The 21,479-nt window shown below is 72.4% G+C and carries 16 protein-coding genes and 1 tRNA gene; all 17 read left to right on the forward strand.

The features are described from left to right. Positions 1 to 196 precede the first annotated feature (196 nt). The 17 genes from DTL70_RS17695 to DTL70_RS17775 all read left to right on the forward strand — a co-directional run bounded on the left by DTL70_RS17695 (position 197) and on the right by DTL70_RS17775 (position 21,476). On the forward strand, positions 197 to 1,696 hold the full coding sequence (locus DTL70_RS17695; protein WP_114022919.1) for a sugar ABC transporter ATP-binding protein: 1,500 nt from the start codon (positions 197 to 199) through the stop codon (positions 1,694 to 1,696). A 142-nt stretch (positions 1,697 to 1,838) separates the two neighbouring features. Continuing rightward, a complete protein-coding gene (locus DTL70_RS17700) occupies positions 1,839 to 2,852 on the forward strand; it encodes an ABC transporter permease (RefSeq protein ID WP_181860968.1) in 1,014 nt (337 codons plus the stop codon). Next, a complete protein-coding gene (locus DTL70_RS17705) occupies positions 2,849 to 3,907 on the forward strand; it encodes a substrate-binding domain-containing protein (RefSeq protein ID WP_114022920.1) in 1,059 nt (352 codons plus the stop codon). The genes DTL70_RS17700 and DTL70_RS17705 overlap by 4 nt, the downstream gene beginning before the upstream one ends. A 183-nt stretch (positions 3,908 to 4,090) precedes the next feature. Then, positions 4,091 to 5,281 (forward strand): Gfo/Idh/MocA family protein, encoded by a 1,191-nt coding sequence (locus tag DTL70_RS17710; protein ID WP_114022921.1) that lies wholly within the window; start codon positions 4,091 to 4,093, stop codon positions 5,279 to 5,281. A gap of 9 nt (positions 5,282 to 5,290) precedes the next feature. Next, complete coding sequence (locus tag DTL70_RS17715) at positions 5,291 to 6,289, forward strand: sugar phosphate isomerase/epimerase family protein (protein WP_114022922.1); 999 nt, start codon at positions 5,291 to 5,293, stop codon at positions 6,287 to 6,289. Between the two features lie 311 nt (positions 6,290 to 6,600). Continuing rightward, positions 6,601 to 9,051, forward strand: coding sequence for a PQQ-dependent sugar dehydrogenase (locus DTL70_RS17720; RefSeq protein ID WP_114022923.1), 2,451 nt, complete (start codon positions 6,601 to 6,603; stop codon positions 9,049 to 9,051). Between the two features lie 13 nt (positions 9,052 to 9,064). Beyond that, the gene (locus DTL70_RS17725; RefSeq protein ID WP_114022924.1) at positions 9,065 to 10,408 is read left to right on the forward strand and encodes a ThuA domain-containing protein; all 1,344 of its coding nucleotides are present in this window, start codon (positions 9,065 to 9,067) and stop codon (positions 10,406 to 10,408) included. 262 nt (positions 10,409 to 10,670) lie between these two features. Beyond that, complete coding sequence (locus tag DTL70_RS17730; RefSeq protein ID WP_114022925.1) at positions 10,671 to 11,801, forward strand: inositol-3-phosphate synthase; 1,131 nt, start codon at positions 10,671 to 10,673, stop codon at positions 11,799 to 11,801. Continuing rightward, the gene (locus DTL70_RS17735; protein WP_114022926.1) at positions 11,798 to 12,853 is read left to right on the forward strand and encodes an SCO3242 family prenyltransferase; all 1,056 of its coding nucleotides are present in this window, start codon (positions 11,798 to 11,800) and stop codon (positions 12,851 to 12,853) included. The genes DTL70_RS17730 and DTL70_RS17735 overlap by 4 nt, the downstream gene beginning before the upstream one ends. Next, positions 12,850 to 13,833: a sugar phosphate isomerase/epimerase family protein gene (locus DTL70_RS17740; RefSeq protein ID WP_114022927.1), complete on the forward strand. Its 984-nt coding sequence runs from the start codon at positions 12,850 to 12,852 to the stop codon at positions 13,831 to 13,833. The genes DTL70_RS17735 and DTL70_RS17740 overlap by 4 nt, the downstream gene beginning before the upstream one ends. Next, a complete protein-coding gene (locus DTL70_RS17745; protein WP_181860969.1) occupies positions 13,827 to 14,555 on the forward strand; it encodes an EboA domain-containing protein in 729 nt (242 codons plus the stop codon). Before DTL70_RS17740 ends, DTL70_RS17745 begins: the two co-directional genes overlap by 7 nt. Before the next feature lie 61 nt (positions 14,556 to 14,616). Continuing rightward, a complete protein-coding gene (locus tag DTL70_RS17750; RefSeq protein WP_114022928.1) occupies positions 14,617 to 15,483 on the forward strand; it encodes a TatD family hydrolase in 867 nt (288 codons plus the stop codon). Between the two features lie 13 nt (positions 15,484 to 15,496). After that, positions 15,497 to 16,678, forward strand: a complete 1,182-nt coding sequence (gene eboE, locus DTL70_RS17755; RefSeq protein WP_114022929.1) for a metabolite traffic protein EboE — start codon at positions 15,497 to 15,499, stop codon at positions 16,676 to 16,678. Beyond that, positions 16,675 to 18,069 carry an alkaline phosphatase family protein gene (locus DTL70_RS17760; RefSeq protein WP_114022930.1) on the forward strand — a complete coding sequence of 465 codons (1,395 nt, stop codon included), beginning with the start codon at positions 16,675 to 16,677 and terminating at the stop codon, positions 18,067 to 18,069. The genes eboE and DTL70_RS17760 overlap by 4 nt, the downstream gene beginning before the upstream one ends. Further along, positions 18,066 to 19,142 (forward strand): sugar phosphate isomerase/epimerase family protein, encoded by a 1,077-nt coding sequence (locus DTL70_RS17765; protein ID WP_114022931.1) that lies wholly within the window; start codon positions 18,066 to 18,068, stop codon positions 19,140 to 19,142. Before DTL70_RS17760 ends, DTL70_RS17765 begins: the two co-directional genes overlap by 4 nt. 159 nt (positions 19,143 to 19,301) lie before the next feature. Beyond that, positions 19,302 to 19,389: transfer RNA gene (locus tag DTL70_RS17770), tRNA-Leu, on the forward strand. 1,358 nt (positions 19,390 to 20,747) lie between these two features. Beyond that, complete coding sequence (locus tag DTL70_RS17775; protein WP_245979438.1) at positions 20,748 to 21,476, forward strand: AfsR/SARP family transcriptional regulator; 729 nt, start codon at positions 20,748 to 20,750, stop codon at positions 21,474 to 21,476. Positions 21,477 to 21,479 lie beyond the last annotated feature (3 nt).

Below are 21,479 nucleotides of genomic sequence, written 5' to 3' on the forward strand. Positions count from 1 at the left end.
CTCCACGCACGACCGCACCGCGCGCGGCACCACGCACCACCGCACGGTGCCGCACCCGGTACCGCACGGCGAAGAGACACCACGCACCGCGGCAGCACCCGGCACCACCGCACCTCGCACGACCCACGACACACACGCCCCACCGGTACGAGCACCGCACAGCGCACCCCGTACGGCCCTGGGACGGAGGTCCTGCATGCCCCTGCTGACGATGTCCTCAATCACCAAATCCTTTCCTGGTGTCCGAGCGCTCGACGGCGTGGACCTCGACGTGGAGGAAGGTGAGGTCCACTGTCTGCTCGGCCAGAACGGCGCGGGCAAGTCCACCCTGATCAAGGTCCTCTCCGGGGCCCACCAGCCCGACGAGGGGGAGATCACCTGGCGCGGCGACCCCGTGCGGTTGCCCACGCCCGTCTCCGCGATGCGGCTGGGCATCGCCACCATCTACCAGGAGCTCGACCTGGTCGAGCACGTCTCGGTCGCCGAGAACGTCTTCCTCGGCCACGAGGTCGCCATCCGCGGGCTCATCAGGCCCCGCGAGGCGCGGAGCCGCACCGCCGAACTGCTGGCCCGCCTCGGCCATCCGGAGATCGACCCCGGAACGCTCGTCGGCTCGCTGTCCGCCGCCGGGGCGCAGATCGTCTCGATGGCCCGCGCCCTCTCCCACGACGTCCGGCTGATCATCATGGACGAGCCGTCGGCCGCACTCGATCCGGACGAGGTCGACAACCTCTTCCGGATCGTCAAGAGCCTGACCGAAGAGGGGGTGGCCGTCGTCTACATCTCCCACAGGCTGGAGGAGATCCGCCGCATCGGGGACCGGGTCTCCGTCCTCAAGGACGGCGGCGTCGTCGCCCGCGATCTGCCGGCCCGCACCACGCCCACCGACGATCTCGTCGCCCGGATGACCGGACGGGACGTGCGCAGCGCGTTCCCCGCCAAACCCGGTGGTCCCCTCCAGGCCGAACCCGTGCTGCGCGCCGAGGGTCTGGCCAGGGAGGGGGAGTTCGCTCCGCTGGATCTGGCGCTGCGGCCCGGTGAGATCGTCGGGCTCGCGGGGCTGGTCGGCTCGGGCCGCTCGGAGATCCTGGAGACGCTGTACGGGGCGCGCCGGCCCACCGCGGGACGGGTGCTGGTCGACGGCAGGCCGCTGCGGCCCGGCAGCATCCCGGCCGCGGTCCGCGCCGGCATCGGGCTGGCGCCCGAGGAGCGCAAGTCGCAGGCGCTGCTGATGCTGGAGTCGGTCACCCGCAACGTCTCCGTCTCCTCGCTGTCCCGCTTCGCCCGCGCCGGCTGGCTCGACCGCGGCCGCGAGCGGGCCGCGGCACACCGGCACACCCGCGACCTCGCCCTGCACCCCGACGCGCCCGAGCGTGCGGTGAGCACCTTCTCCGGCGGCAACCAGCAAAAGGCCGTCCTCGCCCGCTGGCTGCTGCACGGCTGCCGGGTGCTGCTGCTGGACGAGCCGACGCGCGGCGTGGACGTCGGTGCGCGCGCGGAGCTGTACGCCGTCATCCGGCGGCTGGCCGACGAGGGGGTGTGCGTGCTCCTGGTCTCCAGCGAACTGCCCGAGGTCCTCGGCCTCGCCGACCGGGTGCTCGTCCTGAAGGAGGGCCGCGTCGTGCACACGGCCCCGGCCCACGAACTGGACGAGCACCGCGTGCTCGACCTCGTGATGGAAAGCGCCCCGGCATGAGGGCGCTGCCCCCTTCGGCCCACGCGAGCGCGGTTCGTGGGCACGCGTCGCGCGGGGCGGTGCGGGTGGGCACGACCGCCGCCCGCACCGGCGACGGCGCGCACGACTCACAGGACCACGACGCCCCCAGAGGTGACCGCACATGAACGCAGACGCACCCACCAGCGTGGCAAGCAAACCCACTCCGCCCCAGGCGAAGAAGGAGCCGGCGGCCGGCCGCCGGAGGCCGTTCGACGTGCGGCAGCTCTCCCTCGTCGGCGTCCTGCTCGCCCTCGCGGTCGTCGGCGCGCTCACCAAGCCCGACGCGTTCCTGGCCGGGGAGAACCTGCGCCTCATCCTCACCCAGGCCTCCGTCATCGGAGTCGTCACCGTCGGCGTGACGTTCGTGATCATCGGTGGGGGCATCGACCTGTCCGTCGGCGCGATCGTCGCCCTCGCCTCGGTGTGGGCCACGACGGTGGCCACCCAGGACTTCGGGCTCACCGGGATGCTGCTGTGCAGCCTGCTGGTGGGCCTCGGCTGCGGGCTCGTCAACGGGCTGCTCATCGCCTACGGGCCGATGGTGCCGTTCATCGCGACGCTGGCGATGCTCGCCTCGGCCCGCGGCCTGGCGTTGCAGATCAGTGACGGCAACACGCAGGTCGTCAAGGTCGACGCCGTTCTCGACCTGGGCATCAAGGACTCCTACGTGCTCGGCATCCCGCCGATCGTGCTGGTCTTCGCCTTCGTGTGCGTCGTCGGCTGGCTGGTGCTCAACCGCACCACCTTCGGGCGCCGCACGGTGGCCGTCGGCGGCAACGCGGAGGCCTCCCGGCTGGCGGGGATCGCCGTCAAGCGCCAGCGGCTGCTGCTCTACCTGCTGTCCGGGCTGTGCTGCGGCATCGCCGCGTTCATGCTGATCATCCTCACCGGTTCGGGACAGAACACCAACGGCAACCTGTACGAACTCGACGCCATCGCCGCGGCCATCATCGGCGGCACCCTGCTCAGCGGCGGCCGGGGCACCATTCTCGGCTCGGTGCTCGGCGTCCTGGTCTTCACCACCATCACCAACCTGTTCGCCCTCAACAACCTCCAGACGGACATCCAGCAGATCGCCAAGGGCGCGATCATCGTCGCGGCCGTCCTGGTCCAGAAGGGTCGTTCCACGTCATGACCGATATCCCACGCGTTCCCCGGGCGGCCACCAGCCGCAGAAACATGCTCTTCGGCACGGCGGCCGGCGCGGCCCTCCTGGCCACGGGCTGCACCAGCAACGAGAACAACGACGGCAAGGAGGAGTCGGCCGGCGCGCAGGTGGCCGACTCCAAGCCGGGCAAGAAGGTCACCATCGGCTTCGCGGGCCCGCAGGCCGACCACGGCTGGCTCAACGCCATCACCACGCAGGCCAAGAACCGCGCCAAGAAGTACGAGGACGTCACCCTGGAGGCCACCGAGGGCTCCAACGACAACGCCACCCAGGTCGGCCAGGTCGAGACGCTGATCAACAAGAAGGTCGACGTCCTCGTCGTCCTGCCCGCCGACGGCAAGGCTTTGACCCAGGCGGGGCTCAAGGCGATGCGCGCCGGGATACCCGTCGTCAACCTCGACCGGATCTTCTCCACGCAGCAGGCGTACCGGTGCTGGATCGGCGGCGACAACTACGGCATGGGCCTCAACGCCGGGCGCTACATCGGGGAACAGCTCAAGGACAAGAAGAACGCCAAGGTCGTCGAGCTGGCCGGCATCGACAACCTGGAGCTGACCCGGCAGCGCACCAAGGGCTTCGACGACGCGCTCAAGAACTACCCGAACATCGAGAAGGTGGCCCGCCAGGCGGCCGAGTTCACCGTCGAGTCGGGGCAGCAGAAGATGTCCGCGCTCCTCCAGGCGCAAAAGAGCTTCGACGCGCTGTGGAACCACGACGACGACCAGGGCGTCGGCGCCGAACGGGCCATCAAGCAGGCGGGCCGCGACGAGTTCATCATGGTCGGCGGCGCGGGCTCCAAGCGCGTGATGGAGGCCATCAAGAAGGACGACAGCGTGGTGAAGGCCACCGTCCTCTACCCGCCCACCATGGCCGCCTCCGCCATCGACCTGGCCCGCGCGCTGGGCCAGGGCAAGGGCATCGGCGGCATGGCCGAGTACGAGATCCCCGCGCAGGTCACCCTCTACTCGGCCGTGGTGACGAAGAAGAACGTCGACGACTACCTCCCGATCGGCTTCACCTGACGGGCAGGCCCGGCCGCCGCACGGGGCCCACCGCCCGCACCGGCCGGTGCGGGCCCCCAACGGGCGGCCGGGCCGGACAGGAACCGCTGACGCAGACGGGACCCCCGGGGTGCCGCCCCGCCGCACCACCACGCGGCGCGGGCCGGCGCCCCGGGGGCCGCAACCCCGAGAGGGAGGACCTTCATGCCGTACGACAGCACCGCGCCCGCCACCGCGCCGCCCCTGGGCGTGGGCATGGTCGGCTACGCGTTCATGGGCCAGGCGCACTCGCAGGGCTGGCGCACCGTGGGCCGGGTCTTCGACCTGCCGCTCACCCCGGCGCTGGCCGCCGTGTGCGGGCGCGATCCGGCGGCCGTGCGCACCGCCGCGCAACGCCTGGGCTGGGCGGCGGCCGAGACCGACTGGCGTGCCCTGATCGCGCGCGACGACGTGCAGCTCGTCGACGTGTGCACGCCGGGCGACAGCCACGCCGAGATCGCCGTCGCGGCCCTGGAGGCCGGCAAGCACGTGCTGTGCGAGAAGCCGCTGGCCAACACCGTCGCCGAGGCGGAGGCCATGGTGGCGGCGGCGCGGGCCGCGCGTGAGCGCGGGCAGGTGGCCATGGTCGGCTTCAACTACCGCCGCACACCCGCGCTCGCGCTCGCCCGCCGCATGGTGGCCGAGGGGCGCCTGGGCGACGTACGGCACGTGCGGGTCAGCTACCTCCAGGACTGGCTGGTGGACCCGGCCTTCCCGCTCGCCTGGCGGCTGCGCAAGGAGACCGCCGGCTCCGGCGCCCTCGGCGACCTGGGCGCGCACGCCATCGACATCGCCCAGCACGTGGCCGGGTCCCCGCTGGCGGGCGTCTCCGCGCAGACGGAGACGTTCGTCAAGGAGCGCCCGCTGGGCGACGGGGCCCCCGCAGGGGAGCTCGGAGCCGTCACGGTGGACGACGCGGCCGTCTTCACCGGCCGGCTCCTCAGCGGCGCACTGGCCTCCTTCGAGGTGACCCGCGTCGCCGCGGGACGCAAGAACGCGCTCCGCGTCGAGCTGAACGGCACCCTCGGCTCCCTCGCCTTCGACCTGGAACGCCTCAACGAGCTGGAGTTCCACGACCACACCCAGGCGGCGGGCGAGTCGGGCTTCCGCCGCATCCTCGTCACCGAACACGACCACCCCTACCTGGAGGCCTGGTGGCCGCCGGGGCACGGGCTCGGCTATGAGCACACCTTCACCCACCAGGCGCGCGACCTCGTGCACGCTATCGCGACGGGCGGGCGGCCCGCCCCCTCCTTCGAGGACGGTCTCCAGGTGCAGAAGGTGCTGGCCGCCGTCGAGGAGAGCGCCGAGAAGAACTGCGTCTACACGCCGGTGGAGCAGCCGGCAACCGCCTAGGAGGTCACCGTGGCACGTAAGTTCACCCTCTTCACCGGGCAGTGGGCCGATCTCCCTCTGGAGGAGGTGTGCCGGCTGGCCCGCGACTTCGGCTACGACGGACTCGAACTCGCCTGCTGGGGCGACCACTTCGAGGTCGACCGCGCGCTCGCCGAGCCGGGGTACGTGGACGGGCGGCGCCGGCTGCTGGAGAAGTACGGTCTCGACTGCTGGGCCGTCTCCAACCACCTGACCGGGCAGGCCGTCTGCGACCACCCCATCGACGAGCGGCACAAGGCCATCGTCGCGCCCCGCATCTGGGGCGACGGCGACCCCGAGGGCGTACGCCGGCGGGCCGCGACCGAGATGAAGGACACCGCGCGGGCGGCCGCCGCGCTCGGCGTGGACACCGTCATCGGCTTCACCGGGTCCTCCATCTGGCACCTGGTGGCGATGTTCCCGCCGACCCCGCCGCAGATGGTCGACCGCGGCTACGAGGACTTCGCCGAGCGCTGGAACCCCATCCTCGACGTGTTCGACGCGGAGGGCGTCAGGTTCGCGCACGAGGTGCACCCCAGCGAGATCGCCTACGACTACTGGACGACGCAGCGCGCGCTGGAGGCGGTCGGCAACAGGGCCGCGTTCGGGCTCAACTTCGACCCCTCGCACTTCGTGTGGCAGGACCTGGACCCGGCCGGCTTCCTGTACGACTACCGGGAGCGCATCTACCACGTCGACTGCAAGGAGGCCCGGCGCCGGCTGGACGGGCGCAACGGCAGGCTGGGCTCCCACCTGCCGTGGGGCGACCCGCGGCGGGGCTGGGACTTCGTCTCCGCCGGGCACGGCGACGTCGCGTGGGAGGACGTGTTCCGCATGCTCCGCGCCATCGGCTACGAGGGGCCGGTCTCCGTGGAGTGGGAGGACGCCGGCATGGACCGCCTCGTCGGCGCTCCCGAGGCGCTGGCGCGGCTGAGGGCCTACGACTACGAGCCGCCGAGCGCGTCGTTCGACGCGGCCTTCGGCAACTGATCCCCAGCCCCGCCCTTTCACCGTTTCTACGGGGGTGCCTGCCCCGTATCCCCCAGCTGTCGCTTCGCTTGTCCTCAAACTCCCCCAGACTTCGTCCGGGAGGTGCCCCAGGAAACGGTGAAAGGGCGGGGCCGGGGCACTCGCTTTGTCCTGTGGCTGGACAATTCAACACCGCGCCATGTCAAAGGGGTTCCGGCCCCGGACAAACGCGGCTACGGTCCCATGGACGTAGCCGAACAGCACAGCACAGTAACGACGGCACCCCCACCACCCCACCCGTCACACCCCCGGACCTCCCAGGAGGAACCGCTGTGCACAGACGACACCGCAGACTCCGCACGGGCCTGGCATCCCTCGCGAGCGCGCTCCTGATCGCGGGCGCCGCGACGGCGGGGGCCCAGGCCGCATCGGCACCCGCCCCCGCGACACAGCCCGCGAAGGGCACGGAGGCGACCGAGTTCCAGCAGGTCACGCTCGCCAAGGGCGTGGAGGAGATGGGCGAGCCGATGACGATGGCGGTCCTGCCCGACCGCTCCGTCCTGCACACGGCCCGCGAAGGCACCCTGCGGCTGACCGACGCGAAGGGCAACACGAAGGTCGCCGGCACCCTCGACGTCTACAACCACGACGAGGAGGGCCTCCAGGGCGTCGGCGTCGACCCGAAGTTCACCAAGAACCGGTTCGTCTACCTCTACTACGCGCCCCCGCTCGACACCCCGTCCACGGACGCCCCCGACAGCGGCACGGCCGAGGACTTCGAGAAGTTCGAGGGCGTCAACCGGCTGGCCAGGTTCGTGCTGAAGGAGGACGGCACGCTCGACAAGGCGAGCGAGAAGAAGATCCTGGACGTGCCCGCCAACCGCGGCACGTGCTGCCACGTCGGCGGCGACATCGCGTTCGACTCCAAGGGCAACCTGCTGCTGTCCACGGGCGACGACTCCAACCCGTTCCAGTCGGACGGCTTCACGCCGATCGACGACCGCGCCGACCGCAACCCGGCCTTCGACGCCCGGCGCTCCGCGGGCAACACCAACGACCTGCGCGGCAAGGTCCTCCGCATCAAGGTCAAGAAGGACGGCTCCTACAGCGTCCCGAAGGGCAACCTGTTCAAGAAGGGCACCGACAAGACGCGGCCCGAGATCTACGCGATGGGCTTCCGCAACCCGTTCCGGATGACCGTCGACAAGAAGACCGACACGGTCTACGTCGGTGACTACGGCCCCGACGCGGGCGCGGCCGACCCCGACCGCGGCCCCGCCGGCCAGGTCGAGTTCAACCGCGTCACGAAGGCCGGCAACTTCGGCTGGCCGTACTGCACCGGCGACAACGACGCCTACACCGACTACGACTTCGCCACCGGCACCTCGGGCGAGAAGTTCGACTGCGCGGCGCCGAAGAACACCTCGGCCCGCAACACCGGGCTGACCGACCTGCCGCCGGCCCACGCCGCCTGGATCCCCTACGACGGCCCGTCCGTGCCCGAGTTCGGCGAGGGCTCCGAGTCCCCGATGGGCGGCCCCGTCTACCGCTACGACGCCAAGAACGACAACCCGGCGAAGTTCCCGGAGAGCTTCGACGGCGACTTCTTCGCGGGCGAGTTCGGCCGCCAGTGGATCAAGCGGATCGAGCAGGGCGAGGACGGCGAGGTCACCAAGATCAACGACTTCCCGTGGACCGGCACCCAGGTCATGGACATGGACTTCGGCCCCGACGGCGCCCTCTACGTCCTCGACTACGGCACCGGCTACTTCAACGGGGACGAGAACTCCGCGCTCTACCGCATCGAGAACGCCTCGGAGGGTCACAGCCCCCTCGTCGAGGCCGGCAGCGACGTGAGTGACGGGCAGGCACCGCTGGAGGTCGCCTTCACCTCCGAGGCGAGCGACGAGGACGGCGACGAGCTGACGCTGAGCTGGGACTTCGGCGACGGCGCCACCTCCACCGAGGCGAACCCCACGCACACCTACGAGGAGAACGGCACCTACACCGCGACCGTCACCGCCGAGGACGGCACGGGGCGCACCGGTTCGGCCAGCGTGCACGTCACCGTCGGCAACACGGCGCCCACGGTGGAGCTGAAGCTGCCCGCCGACGGCCAGCCGTTCACCTTCGGTGACGAGATCCCCTTCCAGGTGCAGGTCACCGACCCGGAGGAGACCGAGATCGACTGCTCCAAGGTCGAGGTCAACTACATCCTCGGGCACGACAGCCACGGCCACCCCATGACCTCCGCCAAGGGCTGCGAGGGCACCCTCAAGACCCAGGCCGACGGCGAGCACGACCCCAACGCCAACATCTTCGGCGTCATCGACGCCTCGTACACCGACAGCGGAGCGAACGGCCAGCCGCCGCTGACCAGCCACGGCCAGAGCATCCTGCAGCCCAAGCACCGCCAGGCCGAGCACTTCACCACCTCCGCGGACGGCGTGACCGCCGGCAGCGCCGAGGGCGCCGAGGGCGGCAAGGCCGTCACCGGGGCGCAGAACGGGCAGTGGATCGCCTACGACCCGTACGCGCCCGCGGGCGTCAGCAAGCTCACCGCCCGCGTGGCCGGCAAGGCCGACGGCGCCATCGAGGTCCGCGCGAACGCCCCCGACGGGCCCGTCCTGGGCACCGCGAAGGTCACCGCGACCGACGGCTGGAGCGAGGTGAGCACCGGCATCAGCGGCGTACCCGAGGGCGCGGACAAGCTCTACCTCGTCTTCACCGGAGGCGAAGGGGCCCTCTTCGACCTGGACAGCTTCACCGTCACCACTGGATGAGGGGAGGACGCGCATGACCGGGCACGGCAGATACCGAACCCGCCTCACCGTGGCGGCGGCGGCGCTCCTCGCCGGAGCGTTCGCCCTCCCCAGCCAGGCGGCGCAGCAACCCGAGACCGACGAGGGCGCGCGCGTGCTCGTCTTCTCCAAGACGGCCGGATTCCGCCACGACTCCATCCCCGACGGGATCGCGGCCCTCCAGCAGCTCGGCGCCGAGCACGGCTTCGCCGTCGACGCGACGGAGGACGCCACCGCCTTCACCGGGAAGAACCTCGGCCGCTACGACGCCGTCGTCTTCCTCTCCACCACGGGCGACGTGCTCGACCGGCGGCAGCAGAAGGCGTTTCAGAAGTACATCGGCCAGGGCGGCGGCTACGTCGGTGTGCACGCCGCCGCCGACACCGAGTACGACTGGGAGTGGTACGGCGGCCTGGCCGGCGCCTACTTCTCCTCCCACCCGGCGGTCCAGCCCGCCACCATGGAGATCGAGGACCGCGGCCACCCGGCGACCGCCCACCTGGACGAGAGCTGGGAGCGCACCGACGAGTGGTACGACTACCGCTCGAACCCGCGCGAGAGCGCACACGTCCTGGCCACCCTCGACGAGGACTCCTACACCGGCGGCACCATGGGCGAGGACCACCCGCTGGCCTGGTGCCAGGAGTACGACGGCGGCCGCGCCTTCTACACCGGCGCGGGCCACACCAAGGAGTCCTACGCCGACCCCGCCTTCCAGCGGCACCTGCTGGGCGGCATCCAGTACGCCACCGGGGCCGTACAGGCCGACTGCCGCCCGGAGAGCGGCTACACGCCGCTGTACGACGGCAACGGGCTGGACGGCTGGCAACAGGCGGGGCCCGGCACGTTCGAGGAGAGCGAGGACGGGACGCTCACCAGCAGCGGCGGCATGGGCCTGCTCTGGTACGCGCAGCGCGAGTTCTCCTCGTACTCGCTGAAACTCGACTGGAGGATGGCGAGTGAGGACGGGGACGACAACTCCGGCGTCTTCGTCGGCTTCCCCGCCTCCGACGACCCGTGGTCGGCCGTCGACAACGGCTACGAGATCCAGATCGACGCCACCGACGTCGACGAGAAGACCACAGGATCCGTCTACGGCTTCCAGTCCGCGGACCTGGCCACCCGCGACGCGGCCCTCAACCCGCCGGGAGAGTGGAACACCTACGAGCTCCGCGTCGAGGGCGAGCGCCTGCGCATCTACCTGAACGGCACCCTCGTCAACGACTACACCAACACCGACCCGGCACGCAGCCTCACGGACGGCCACGTGGGTCTCCAAAACCACGGGGACGGCGACGAGGTGGCGTTCCGCGACGTGCGCATACGGCAACTGGACTGATCCCGACACGGAACCCGGGGGCCCGCCGGCGAGCGGTCCCCCGGGGTTCCAGCCGGTTCCGCCCGGTTGTGGGCGATCGTTCCCGCGGAGCGGAACGAGCGGGCACAACCCGGCCGCACCCGCCGGGCAACCGCAACCACCGAGGCACCAAAGGCGCCGGAGGAAGCGAAAGTAGCGCTTCCCGGGAGAAGCGGGACGGGAGAGGGGGGCCGCCCGCCGCAGGCGCCCCGCACCGCTCAGGCATGGCACAAGGGAGGACAGCGTGAGCACACCACCGCGCACGGGCCTGTGGCTCATAGGCGCCAGAGGGTCCGTAGCCACCACGACGATCACCGGCGCCGCCGCCCTCGCCGCGAAGCTGGCACCACCCACAGGCCTGGTGACGGAAACACCCCCGTTCGCCGGTGCCTCGCTGCCGCCCCTCGACTCCCTCGTCTTCGGCGGACACGACACGGCCAGCTGCCCCCTCCCCAAGCGCGCCGAGGCCCTCGCCGAGGCGGGCGTCGTCCCGCACGGGCTGCCCTCCGCGCTCCACGCCGAACTCGCCGCGGCCGACGCCGCGATCCGCCCCTCCGCGCCCGCTCCGGCCTCCGACCGCCGCGACGAGGACGCCCTCATCGACACGTACGCGCACGACATCACCGACTTCACCCGCACACACGGCCTCGCCCGCACCGTCGTTGTCAACGTCGCCAGCACGGAACCCCACCCGGGCACGCCCGAAGAGCCCCTTCCGCCCAGCTCCCTCTACGCCGCCGCGGCGCTCCGAGCCGGATGCCCGTACGTCAACTTCACGCCGTCCACCGGGCTGCACCACCCCCGCCTCGCCGAGGCCGCGCGCACGGCGGGCGTCCCCTACGCGGGCCGGGACGGCAAGACGGGGCAGACCCTGCTGCGGTCCGTACTGGCCCCGATGTTCGCGCAGCGGGCCCTCGCCGTGCGGGCGTGGTCCGGCAGCAACCTGCTCGGCGGCGGCGACGGCGCGGCCCTCGCGGAACCGGCCGCGGCGGCGGCCAAGAACGCGGGCAAGGAGCGGGTACTCGCCGACAACCTGGGCGCACTCCCCGAGGGAGAGGTGCACATCGACGACGTGCCCGCGCTGGGCGACTGGAAGACGGCCTGGGACCACATCGCGTTCGACGGGTTCCTCGGCTCCCGCATGATCCTCCAGACCATCTGGCAGGGCTGCGACTCGGCCCTCGCCGCACCGCTCGTCCTCGACCTCGCACGCCTGCTGGCGCGCGCCGACGAGCAGCGCCTCACCGGACCCGTCGAGGGCCTGGGCTTCTACTTCAAGGACCCCGACAGCGGGCCCGCCGACCTGCACGGGCAGTGGCGCGCGCTGCTCGACCTGGCCGGCCGTCTCACCCCGGCCTCCGGAGGCGCCGCATGACGGGGCGGGGGCACGGGCGCGCGGCCGCTTGGGCGCAACTCCTGCGTGTCTCAGCTCTGTTCACGGTGCCCGGAGACGCCCTCGCGGGAGCGGCGGCGACCGGCCGCGTCCCGACACGCGGCACGGCGCTGGCCGCCGCATCCTCGCTGTGCCTGTACGAGGCGGGCATGGCGCTCAACGACTGGGCCGACCGGGCCGAGGACGCCCGCGAGCGCCCTGAACGGCCCCTGCCGTCGGGCCGCATCCACCCGGCGGCCGCCCTCGCGGCAGCGGGCGGCCTGACCGCGGCAGGGCTGGCGCTGGCGGCCCGCGCCGGGCGGCTCCCCCTCGCGACCGCGACCGCGCTGGCCGCCACCGTGTGGTCCTACGACCTGCGCCTCAACCGCACCACTGGCGGGCCCGCGGCCATGGCGACGGCCCGTTTCCTGGACGTCCTGCTGGGAGCGGCGGCGGCCGGCACCACGGCCCCGCCCCCCTCGGACGGCGCCGCCGCGCCGCGCGCGCGAGAGCACCGCGTACGCGACGCCTCCCGCGCCCGCGACGTGTGGGGCGCGGCGGCGCTCATGGGCGGTCACACCCTCGCCGTGACCGCGGTCTCGCGGCGGGAGACGCGGGGCGGGGCCCCCGGGGTGCCGCTCGCCGCGCTCGGCGCCGTCGGCGCGATCGCCGCGTGGACGGCGCGGCGGCGCACGCCGCTGGCGGTGACGGCGAGCGCCGTGTACACCGCGACCGCCTCACGGCCGCTCCTGCACGCCGCGCTCAACCCCTCCCCACCGCTGCTCCAGCGGGCGGTGGGCGGCGGCATCCGCGCCATGATCCCGCTCCAGGCCGCGCTCGCGGCGGGCGCCGCCCGCGCCTCCGAGGTGGCGGGTGCGGCCGGTGTCCCGGAGTCCGCCGCGGCCGGCGCCCGCCCCGCGCAGGTCGGCCGAGGAGGCGCCCGTTCCGCCGTGCCGGCCCGCGAGCGGGGCACGGGGCGCGAACTGGCGGCCGTCGCACTGCTCGCGCTGCTGCCCCTCGCCCGCCGCATGTCCCGAAAGGTCAGCCCCACATGACACAGGCACCGCGGACGCGCCACCCGCAGCGGCCGCCGCAGGACCCGGCGCTGCGGTACGCGTACGGCACCAACGGCCTGGCCGACCTGCGGCTGGAGGACGCGCTGGGCCTCCTCGCGGACCTCGGCTACGCGGGCGTCGGGCTGACGCTCGACCACATGCACCTCGACCCGCTCGCCCCCGATCTGGCGGCCCGTACCGCACGGGTGGCCAGGGCGCTGGAGCGGTACGGGCTGACCGCCACCGTCGAGACGGGGGCGCGCTACGTGCTCGACCCGCGCCGCAAACACCACCCGACGCTGCTCGACCCGGACGCCGAGGCCCGCGCCACGCGGACCGAACTGCTGCTCAAGGCCGTGCGTGTGGCCGCGGACCTGGGGGCGCACGCCGTGCACTGCTTCAGCGGGAAGCTGCCCGCGGGGACCGCGCCGGAAGAGGGCTGGAGGCGGCTCGGGGAGGGCGTCGGCTCGGTGCTCGACGCCGCGCAGGCCGCGGGGGTCCCGCTCGCGATCGAGCCCGAACCCGGCCACCTGCTCGCCGACCTGGCCGGATTCGACCGGCTGCGCACCGGGCTCGGCAGCCCCGCACTGCTCGGTCTCACCCTCGACATCGGGCACTGCCAGTGCCTGGAGGCCGCACCACCGGACGCCTGCGTACGGGCGGCGGCGCCGTGGCTGCGGCACGTGCAGATCGAGGACATGCGGCGCGGCGTGCACGAGCACCTGCCGTTCGGCGAGGGGGAGATCGACTTCCCGCCGGTGCTGGCGGCGCTGCGCGAGGTCGGCTACGACGGGCTGGTCACCGTCGAACTGCCCCGCGACTCGCACGCGGGGCCCGAACGGGCCGCCACCTCACTGGCATTCCTCACCGCGGCGGAGACCGCCGCCGCCCACACCCCGGCGGAGTCCGGCGCCCGCGCCCCCGGCGAGGCCGCGGCCGCCGACGCCACGGCACCACGGCAGGAGGCCGCGCCATGCTGACCCCGCTCGCCTCACTCCGTACCGGTCTCGAACTGCGCCTGACCGCTGACGCGCGCGCCTGGCTGCACCTGGCGCTGTCCGAGGCGTCCGGCGCGGGCGAGGACGGCCCGGGCGGGGGCCTGCCCCCCTGGGAGCGGCACTTCGTCACCGCGGGCCGCCGGTGCCACGCCACCGAACAGCAGCCGGGCCCGTCCCCCGACCCCGTCGACACTGTCGATGCCGTCGACGCCGCTCGCGTGCTCATCCTGCACGCCGCCGCGCCCGGCGCCGACGCCGTCGCCGCGCTCTACCGGCGCGGCTCGGCCGGCGAGCGGCGGGCCGTCCTGCTGGCACTGCCGCACCTGGACCCGCCGCCGGCGACCGAGGCCGCCCTCGGCCTGGTGGAGGACGCGCTGCGGACCAACGACACCCGGCTGGTCGCCGCCGCGCTCGGCCCGTACGCCGCCGCGCACCTGGACGCACACCAGTGGCGCCACGGCGTGCTCAAGTGCCTGTTCACCGGCGTACCGCTGGCCGCCGTCGCCGGACTCGAACACCGGGCGGCGGGCGACGGCGAACTCGCCAGGATGCTGGAGGACTACGCCCGCGAGCGCACCGCCGCGGGACGCGCCGTGCCCGAGGACCTCGAACACGCGCTGCGCCTGGCCAGGTTCGACGAGCCCCCGGCCCGCCCAGCCCGCCGCCCCCACCCGCAGGACCGCACCGAGGGGTCCGAGTCGTAGCAAGCCGTGCCGGCCGCCGGCGCGAGGAGCGACCGCCGAAGCGAGGAGCGTGACGCCCACCATGCCGTCCCCGATCCGCCGCATCTTCGACCCGCACATCCACATGACGTCCCGCACCACCGACGACTACGCCGCGATGTACGACGCCGGGGTCCGCGCCCTGGTCGAACCGTCCTTCTGGCTCGGGCAGCCCCGCACCTCGCCCGCCTCCTTCTACGACTACTTCGACGGACTGCTGGGCTGGGAGCCCTTCCGCGCCGCCCAGTACGGCATCGCCCACCACTGCACCCTCGCGCTGAACCCCAAGGAGGCCAACGACCCGCGCTGCCTGCCCGTCCTGGACGAGCTGCCCCGCTACCTCCTCAAGGACGGGGTGGTCGCCGTCGGGGAGATCGGCTACGACTCGATGACCCCGGCGGAGGACACGGCGCTGGCGGCCCAGCTGCAACTCGCCCGCACCCACGAGCTGCCGGCCCTGGTCCACACCCCGCACCGGGACAAGGCGGCAGGACTGGCCCGCACACTCGACGTGCTGCGCGAGTCCGGACTGCCGCCCGCCTTCGTGGTCCTCGACCACCTCAACGAGACGACGGTCGGGCCGGCCGCGGACAGCGGCTGCTGGCTCGGCTTCTCCATCTACCCCGACACCAAGATGGACCCCGACCGCATGGTGCGCATCCTGCGGGTGCACGGCACCGAGCGGGTGCTGGTCAACTCGGCCGCCGACTGGGGCAGGAGCGACCCGCTCAAGACGGCGCACGTCGCCGACGCGATGCTCGCCGCCGGATTCGAGGAGGACGACGTCGACCAGGTGCTGTGGCGCAACCCGGTCGCCTTCTACGGCCAGAGCGGCCGCCTCCGCCTCGACGCGACGGGCCCCGAGACGCAGCTGTTCGAGGGCAACTCGATCCTGCGCGGCGGAGAGTGAGGAGAGCCCGGCCATGCGATTCCGGCACCCCGACGGCACCACCGTCCACCTCGCCTACTGCACCAACGTCCACGCCGCCGAACAACTCGACGGCGTCCTCGACCAACTGACCGAGTACGCGGAACCGGTACGGCGCCGGCTCCACCGCGACCGGCTCGGCATCGGCCTGTGGCTGGCCCGCGACGCCGCCCGCACCCTCACCGACGACCCGGCGGCCGTCCGCAGGCTGCGCACCGGTCTGGACCGGGCGGGCCTGGAGGTCGTCACCCTCAACGGCTTCCCCTACCAGGGCTTCGGCGACGAGCACGTCAAGTACCGCGTCTACCGCCCCGACTGGACCGACGACGCACGCCTGGACCACACCACCGACCTCGCCAGGCTGCTGACCGCGCTGCTGCCCGACGACGTGCACGAAGGCAGCATCTCCACGCTGCCGCTGGCCTGGCGCACCGGCTTCGACGCCGAGGCCCGGCACCGCGCACTGACCCGCCTGCACACCCTCGCCGGGCGGCTGGACGCGCTGGAGGAGCTGACCGGACGGTCCGTACGCGTCGGCCTGGAACCCGAACCCGGCTGCACCGTGGAGACGACAGCCGACGCCGTCGAGGCGCTGACCGGGGAAGGCGGACCGCCCCCGCACCGGATCGGCGTCTGCCTGGACACCTGCCACCTGGCCACCGCGTTCGAGGACCCCGCCAAGGCGGTCGCGGCGCTCGGCGAAGCGGGACTGACCGTCGTCAAGGCGCAGCTGTCGGCCGCCCTGCACGCCGAACACCCGGAGCGGCCCGAGGTGCGCGACGCGCTCGCCGAGTTCGCCGAGCCGCGCTTCCTGCACCAGACCCGCGCCCTCACCCCCGCGGGCACCCTGCGCGCCACCGACGACCTCGACCGGGCGCTCGCCCCCGGCGCCCTGCCCACCGAAGGCCCCTGGCGGTCCCACTTCCACGTGCCCCTGCACGCCCCGCTCGCCGAGCCGCTGCGCGCCACCACCCCCGTGCTCCGCTCCGCCCTCACCCACCTGGTCGGCGGCCCGACACCGCTGACCCGGCACCTGGAGGTGGAGACCTACACCTGGCAGGCCCTGCCGCCCGGGCTGCGCCCCACCACCCGCGCCCAGCTCGCCGACGGCCTCGCCGCCGAGCTGGCCACGGCCCGCGACCTCCTCATCGGCCTCGGACTCAAGGAGCTGCCATGAGTACCCCGCTGCTGGTCATCGACGTCGTCGGGCTCACCCCCGCGCTGCTGGAGCGGATGCCGAACCTGCGCGCCCTCGCCCGGGAAGGCGCCTCCACCCCCCTCCACACGGTGCTGCCCGCCGTCACCTGCGCCGCCCAGTCCACGTTCCTGACCGGCGAACTCCCCACGGGCCACGGCATCGTCGGCAACGGCTGGTACTTCCGCGAACTCGGCGACGTCCTGCTGTGGCGGCAGCACAACGCGCTCGTCGGCGGCGAGAAGCTGTGGCACGCGGCCCGGGCACGGCAGCCCGGCTACACGGTGGCCAACATCTGCTGGTGGTACGCGATGGGCGCCGACACCGACTGGACCGTCACCCCGCGCCCCGTCTACTACGCCGACGGCCGCAAGGAACCCGACTGCTACACCCGGCCCCCCGACCTGCACGACGAACTGGTGGCCGAACTGGGCGACTTCCCCCTGTTCACCTTCTGGGGCCCGGGTGCCGACCTGACCTCCTCGCAGTGGATCATCGACGCCACCCGCCACATCCTGCGCACCCGCCGCCCCGACCTGGCCCTCGCCTACGTCCCCCACCTCGACTACGACCTCCAGCGCCACGGACCCGACGACCCCCGCGCACACCGCGCCGCCGCCGACGTCGACGCCGCCCTCGCCCCCCTGCTGGCCGACGCCCGCGCCGAAGGCCGCACCGTCGTCGTCCTGTCCGAGTACGGCATCACCCCGGTGCGCCGCCACGTCGACATCAACCGCGTACTGCGCCGCGCCGGACTGCTGGAGGTCCACACCCAGGACGGCATGGAGTACCTCGACCCCTGGACGTCGAAGGCCTTCGCCGTCGCCGACCACCAACTCGCCCACGTCTACGTCCGCGACCCAGCCGACCTGCCCGCCACCCGCGAGGCGCTGTCCGGCCTGCCAGGCCTGGAGCGGCTGCTGGACGAGACGGGCAAGAAGGAAGCCGGACTGGACCACCCCCGCTCCGGCGAACTCGTCGCCGTCGCCGAACCCGACGCCTGGTTCACCTACTACTACTGGCTCGACGACCGCCGCGCCCCCGACTTCGCGCAGCTCGTCGAGATCCACCGCAAACCCGGCTACGACCCCGTCGAGCTGTTCATGGACCCGCACGACCCCTACGTCAAGCTGCGCGCCGCCGCCGCGCTGGCCCGCAAGAAGACCGGCATGCGCTACCGCATGGCCGTCGTCCCCCTCGACCCGTCACCGATCCGCGGCAGCCACGGCAGGCTGCCGGAGCGCACCGAAGACGGACCCGTCCTCCTGTGCTCCCGCCCCGACGCACTGGGCCGCGCAGCAGGGGACCGGCCCTTCCCCGCCACCGACGTCAAACGCCTGCTCCTCGACCTCGCACTGGGAGATGCCTCATGACGCACAGATCCGCACAGCCCCAGCACCCCGAGCTCGACCACACCCTGCGCCGCCGCGGCTTCCTCGGCGTCGCCGCCGGCGCCACGGCCGCCACGCTGCTCGGCGCCGGTTCCGCCGCCGCCGAGCCCGCCACCGACCGGCACCCCGCCCCGGGGCACGGCCACGGCCACGGCCACCGGCCGATCGTTCCGCGCGGAAAGCTCGGTATCCAGCTCTACACCGTCCGCGACCAGGTACAGGAGCTCGGCTTCGCCACCGTCTTCCGCGAGCTGGAGCGCTACGGCTACGACTCGGTGGAGTTCGCCGGCTACACCCAGGGCACCGGCGACCTCACGCTGCGGCAGCTCAAACGGCTGATGCGGGACCACGGGCTGCGCGGCATCGGCAGCCACGTCGGCTACCACTCGGACAACCCGGACGACTACACCTTCGCCACCCAACTGGAGAAGGTCGTCGACGACGCGGCCGCACTCGGTCTCCCGCACGTCGGCACGGCCGCCAGCCCCGACCGCTACGGCCGCACCGTCGACGGCTGGAAGCGCGCGGCCGAGGACTTCAACACCTACGGAGCCGCCGCCCGCGCACGCGGCCTGAAGTTCTACCAGCACAACCACCAGATGGAGTTCGGCTTCGCCGAGGACAAGCCCCACGTCCGCCTCTACGACGTCCTCCTCGCCGAGACCGACCCCGAGCTGGTCTACCTGGAGATGGACATCTACTGGGCGTTCGCCGGCCAGTACCGCTTCAGCACACGCGCCGACGGCACCCCGGCCCCCTTCGAACCCCTCGACTACGTGCTGGCCGCCCCGCACCGCTACCCCCTCTTCCACGTCAAGGACGGCGAACACGACGAGGCGTCCGCCGACGGCCTCCACATGGTCGACGTCGGCGACGGCGACCTCGACTACGAGCACTTCGTCGCCACCGTGCTGCGGCGTGGCCGCCACGGGCACGGCCGGGGCGGCCATCACTGGCTGATGGAGCGCGACGACGCGGTCGACCCGGCCGCCAACCCGGCCGGCTCCCTCACCTCGGCCCGCCGCTCGGCGGCGTACCTGCGCGGAAGGCGGTGACCGCCCCCGGCGACCCGCCGCCCACACCACTCGCGGATGTTTCCCCTTAAAAGGGGCATAGTGCTTCTTTCCGCCAGGAAACCCAGGTGAGAAGCACTCCAAACCCTTGGTATCGTTACGGGCGTCGCCACGGCAGTCCCGCTGACGTGGCACAGCCCAGTCCGGGTGGCGGAATGGTAGACGCGCTAGCTTGAGGTGCTAGTGCCCTTTATCGGGCGTGGGGGTTCGAGTCCCCCCTCGGACACCAGCCATTTCCCCACGGCCCCCGTAGGCCGTGGGGATTTGCTGTTTCCGGGGCCGGGAGCGGTCTCCGCCGGGACTGCGGCCTTGTCCGAGGCGTACGTGAGCGGGAGCCCGAGTTGGTCGTAGGGCTCGGCCTTGTCCTGTGTCCTGTGTCCTGTGGTGCGGCCTACCGGATCGCGGCGCCGGCCATGAGGCCGATGTCCTGAGCCGCGCGGGGAGCCGATGTCTTGAGCCGTGCGGGGAGAAGAGCTTTGCGATCCATTCGTCGAGCGGCCCGATCGGCCAGGATGTTCTCGACCGCACTACCCGGCCTCGCGAGTCCCGCTCAGCACCTTCGCGCGCTTCATACGCGATGTGGAATGCCGACCGGATAACAGCGAATGGTGATTCCGGCCGCGTCGCGCCACCACGGCGGCAGCTCTCGCCTCGCACGGCTCGATTTGCCGGGAAGGGTTCACCAAGAGTTGTGTTTCTCCTCCGGTAGCTTTCGGATTCCCCGGTCGTCACCTGGCTGGGTTGGCCGGCCGGGTGAGAACGGTGGGGGACTGGAGGGTCCATGCGCCCCGGCGTCGGGCTGGGCGTCCGCAGTGTGGCCTTAGGGCCTGGGGCCTGGGGCCTGGGCGATGCGGCGTAGAAGGCCGGGCCGCCGCGACCGGGACACGGCCGAACCTGGCCGCCCACTTCTCCGAGGCGGCCCGCCTCCGAGGTGCTGACCACGTCCTTCGGAGGCCGTTGAGCTGCCTGCTGCCCCCCCGTAGGGCCCCTCCGGTGTCGCCGCTCGAAGGAATCGGGGTGCGGCATGGCCTGCTCGGAGGGGGTCTCCCGCTGGACGGGGCGGGATGAGTGACCGCCTGGCGGTGCACAGGTGGGGGAGGGGCGCGGGGCGGACTTCTGCACGTCTGTTGAGGTGACGCGTTGACAGTCCAACGGAAGGATGAGTGTGGTGGCCCAGTTACGTAGGACGTTCACGGGAAGAACAATCCGATCGTTGGATGACACTTGCGCTGCTTGCTGAAAGCATGGCCCGCCTGAAACAGGAAACCAACCCGTAGCGATGAGCGAATAGGTAACACGGAGTCGTACGGCATTCGATTCGCCACCTCTTCAGGTGGGTGCCGATGGAATCTCGTACCCCGGGGTTTTCCCGGAGGGCGAACGATTGCGGTATCGAAAGGCACTCGTTCGTCCTGCGGTCTGCGGCTCGGGCCGCAGAGAAAGCAATGCGCGAATTCCATCGGTATGGCCGGTGCGCGAGTTCAAGCATCATGGGGGAAGCAAGCTGTGGAAATTGACATACTCGGTCCGTTTTCCGTCTCCTGCGAAGGGCATACCGTCGGGGTGCGGGCCAGCAAGGTCCGGGCCATGCTGGCCACCCTGGCCCTGGAGCCGGGGCATGTCGTCTCACACGTGGATCTGGCAGACGAGCTGTGGGCGGGGCATCCGGTGGGGAATCCTCGCAACGCGCTGCAGGCACACGCCACGAGAGTGCGCCGGCTGCTGGGACATACCGAACAGCACGCCGCGGTCCTGCGCGCGGTTCCGAACGGGTACCTCCTCAACATCTCCCGGGACTGCGTCGACGGAAACAGGTTTCTCGATCACGCGGCCCGTGGGGCCGATGCCCTGCTGGGAGCGCCTGGAACGGCGCTCCATCACCTGGAATCCGCCCTCGCGCTGTGGCGGGGCCCGGCACTGCTCGATGCGGGAGACGGGCTCCGGTGCCGCAGCGCCGCCACGCTTTTCGAGGAGCGGCGGCTGACGGTGTTCGAGGACCTGGCCAGCGCCCGGCTCATTCTCGGAGACGAGTCGCGGGTGATCGCCGATCTGCGTCAGCTCACAGCTCAGTACCCGTTGCGGGAGCGTTTCTGCGAACTCCTGATGCTGGCGCTGTACCGATCCGGCAGGCAGAGCGACGCGCTGGAACTCTTCCGTCTCACCCAGCGCCGTCTCGACGACGAACTGGGCATCCGGCCCGCCGCGCCGTTGCAGCGCCTTCACGCCGAGATCCTCAGCCATGATCCCGCGCTCGGTCGTGCCGGTGCGCGATGGGGCCGACGCGAGCCTGGGCGCAACGGCCTGCCCCTCGGCTGACGC

Origin of the sequence: Streptomyces diacarni, assembly GCF_003323715.1 — a bacterium.
Classification (GTDB): Bacteria; Actinomycetota; Actinomycetes; order Streptomycetales; family Streptomycetaceae; genus Streptomyces; species Streptomyces diacarni.